The organism is Halorubrum persicum, assembly GCF_002727125.1.
Lineage (GTDB): Archaea > Halobacteriota > Halobacteria > Halobacteriales > Haloferacaceae > Halorubrum > Halorubrum persicum.
On the sequence record NZ_NHOA01000101.1, the window covers coordinates 1 to 3,099 of the forward strand.

The window sequence follows — 3,099 nt, forward strand, 5'->3', positions numbered from 1 at the left end:
TGCTTTGTGAGGTACTGATAATCCAGCAAGATGGAGTTGAATACCGGTTTGAATGATCTCGTGGGGTGTCCGTTCTCGCTCGATAAATCCTAAGTCAATCCAGTCGATACGACCGCCGACGCGTTCGATTTCGGGTATAGGTACTTGAAACTCGAACGCCTCATTCTCTAAGTTAACATCCCCGTCCTCAGGCACTGTCAAGTTAAGCCACTCTGAGAAGTGAGCAGTTCGTTGGTTTTGGTGTCTATGCTCACCCAAGAACTGCTCAGAGAGACGTTGAATACAGTGAATCTTGAATTTTGGGTGCGAGAACGCACGGCGACGCCCGTCAGGGCGTTCGCCGTCCGGTTCTACGCGAACGGCTGTTCGCTTCGAGAAACCACAGAAATTCTCCGATTGTTCGGCGTAGAACACTCACACCAAGCGATTTGTTGATAAGTTCATCGAATCTCCGAGAGCGTTGGCGACCCACCGACGGCGCAGCCGTCAAGGGTCGCGGTTGACGAGACCGCTATCAAGGTCAATGGCGAGTGCTCTTGTCTGTACGCTACAATAGACCTTGACACAAAATTGATTCTTGACGTGGAGCTGTTCGGACGGTATGGAACTGATCCAGCGGCTGTGTGCCTTCACGGACTCCGGGAGAAACACGATCTCTCTGACGCTGTGTTTCTCGTTGACCAATTCGGTTATCAGACTGCCCTCTCCCGCTTAGGACTCAACGGTCGGGTCGACTATTCCGACAGAAACTTCATCGAAACGCTCTTGTGTAGCACATTGTTAATGGACTGCAGTCTTGCGATTTGCGGGTGCGTGAATCAAATTGGGAGTCCACGGTAGAGGTGGTTAGAAAGTCGATTAGTGTTCCCACTCAACTGGCAACGACTGTATCAACAATCTCCTACAGAAGAGCGCAGACAAAAATCTATCTGAAGGATTGGATTTCAATAGACCCGCACCGGTTGGTGAGAATTAAAAATCATTATGATCCAAGCGATTATCCTGTACGTGCCTGCCTTCAGCGCCTGAAATTTTGTATAGCGATATACGATATACAATATGCTATAATTCGGAATTTCGGTGGTAAGAGGCTCCAGATGTCCAATATCTCTCGATGGGCCGAATACAACAAGTGGTCCTGATTATCCCCGTAATCACGACCAAATTGAAGTACCGCCACGCCGTCGGGTAAGCACGAATGCTGCAATCGGCTCAGAAAGACGCTTCCCCCAGGGTAGAGCCACTGCGAGCGGCTGATTCTCCGCGAGTGTTGGGTCGGTTGCGAGTTCCGCTCTGTCGCCGGAAGCCTTATCACGAATTATCGATAATTCATAATCGAGATGGCGCAATCACCTCCGCGGTCAGGCCGACCACCAATTCAGCAGCTTCAGACGGTGGCCGACCTTCTCGACACACCGCCACTCGCTCGGCTATACGCCCATATCTTACAACACGGTCCGGTCACCGTGTCCGAACTTGTCGACGAGCTCGACATCCCCCAGGGGACCGCCTACGACTATGTGCAGAACCTCGAAACTGCTGGCTTAGTGGAGAAAACCCGTGATCAACGCCCGTACGAATACGACGCCGAGTCGATTGCACTCACCCTCTCGACGGACGGCGAAACCCAAACGATCACGCCAGCACTCATCGCTGCTGTTGCCCGCCGCGACGAGGACGAGGACATCGACATCTACATCGAGCGTCACGGTCTTGACGGCCTCGCCGTCGCGCTTGAGTACGCCTACGAGTACGTCGATGGCACGGTCAACCATCGGATTGCGGCCCGGGAACTCGACCTCTCACCGCTTGAAGCCGAGATCATTCTCCAAGCACTGGAACCGGTTGCCACCGACTACGCCGACGCGGTTGCATGACGACGGTCTATATCGCCGATACCGGCGTCTTCGTCCGGTGTGGTGGCCCGGACAAGGACAAATTTCAACGGCTCCGTCGGGCACTCCGACAGGCAGGTGCCTCGTTGTATGTCCCCCAGCGTGTCTACGAAGAGCTCGGAGGCGACCCGGCAGCAGAAGAGTACCCCTCCGGGAACATTCCCTATCCCGATGGCTTCGAGGAGGGGTGGATCACCGTCGCCGACGGCCTCGACTACGCCAATCCGCTCGTCTCAACGGTGATGGACGAAGCACGAAGGTTCATCGCCAATGTGACCGACCGCGACGAAGATATCACCGAAAAAGCGGACACAGCACTCGTGGGGCTTGCTGCTCAGGTACTCGATACTGGAGAGGCAGACCACGTTGTTCTTCTCACGACCGACAAACCGGCGGGCCGGGCGGCCGAGACGCTCCTGCCGCAACACGGCTTCAGCGACCGGATCGAATTCCGGTACGTCAGTGTCGAGTATCTCGAGACGATCACAGCCGACGAATTTCGATAACGCAGCGCCGAGGTGAGGCCCGATGAGCGACGATCGGTCTTCTTCCCGTTCTAAAAGCTCTCTCAACGACAGCTTCGAGCGCTACCTCCAAGACAAGGGGAAAGGCCGTGGGGGCGATGGCGGGAACTACCGACGTAACGCTGCACGCGAGCTCGAGCGGTTCGTCGAGTGGGCCGCCGGCGACCGCGGCGACGATGACTGGACCGGAATCGTCCCCGACGACGTCGACCGGGAGCCGACCTTCGACGATCTCGACGAACGCGTGTTCCGGGAGTACGCCCGGCATCTCGGTAGAGATCGGGGACTCAAGCAGAACACGGTACAAACCTATTACCGCTATATCTCTGCGTGGTGTGGCTGGTGTGTCAACGAGGGCCATCTCGAAGCGCACTACGCACAACGAGCGAGTGCGATGGCACCGCTGCCAGAAGACGACGGCCGCAAGCCCGGCGACCAGCAGGCCTGGACGTCAGAACAGCGTCACGCGCTCACCCGCCACGTCGACGAACGGGCCCGCGACGCCCTTGAGGCGTACACGACACTCCCGGAGGATACTGACCCCCCCGACAAGCAGCGAGCACGCTACGCGGCGCTGAAGGCGGCTCGTGATCGGGCTCTGGTGTTCGTCCTCGCGTATACAGCTGTTCGCGTTGGGGAACTACTCCGGGATCCGAATGACCCGCGCCGACGCGGCGTCC

3 protein-coding genes and 2 pseudogenes are annotated in these 3,099 nt (G+C 57.0%); 4 read left to right on the forward strand and 1 reads right to left on the reverse strand.

Features of this window, described 5'->3' with window-relative positions:
- Positions 1-291, reverse strand: a pseudogene (locus DJ69_RS18860) (hypothetical protein); the annotation flags it as partial.
- Here DJ69_RS18860 and DJ69_RS11655 point away from each other — a divergent pair.
- The 4 genes and pseudogenes from DJ69_RS11655 to DJ69_RS11670 form a co-directional block, all read left to right on the forward strand.
- Positions 247-759: pseudogene (locus tag DJ69_RS11655) on the forward strand (IS6 family transposase); the annotation flags it as partial. The pseudogenes DJ69_RS18860 and DJ69_RS11655 overlap by 45 nt on opposite strands.
- Before the next feature lie 581 nt (positions 760-1,340).
- Positions 1,341-1,877, forward strand: a complete 537-nt coding sequence (locus DJ69_RS11660; protein WP_099255767.1) for a DUF7437 domain-containing protein — start codon at positions 1,341-1,343, stop codon at positions 1,875-1,877.
- Positions 1,874-2,401, forward strand: a complete 528-nt coding sequence (locus tag DJ69_RS11665) for a hypothetical protein (RefSeq protein WP_099255768.1) — start codon at positions 1,874-1,876, stop codon at positions 2,399-2,401. The genes DJ69_RS11660 and DJ69_RS11665 overlap by 4 nt, the downstream gene beginning before the upstream one ends.
- A 22-nt stretch (positions 2,402-2,423) precedes the next feature.
- A partial coding sequence (locus tag DJ69_RS11670; protein WP_180271804.1) for a phage integrase SAM-like domain-containing protein occupies positions 2,424-3,099 on the forward strand: 676 nt, incomplete at its 3' end.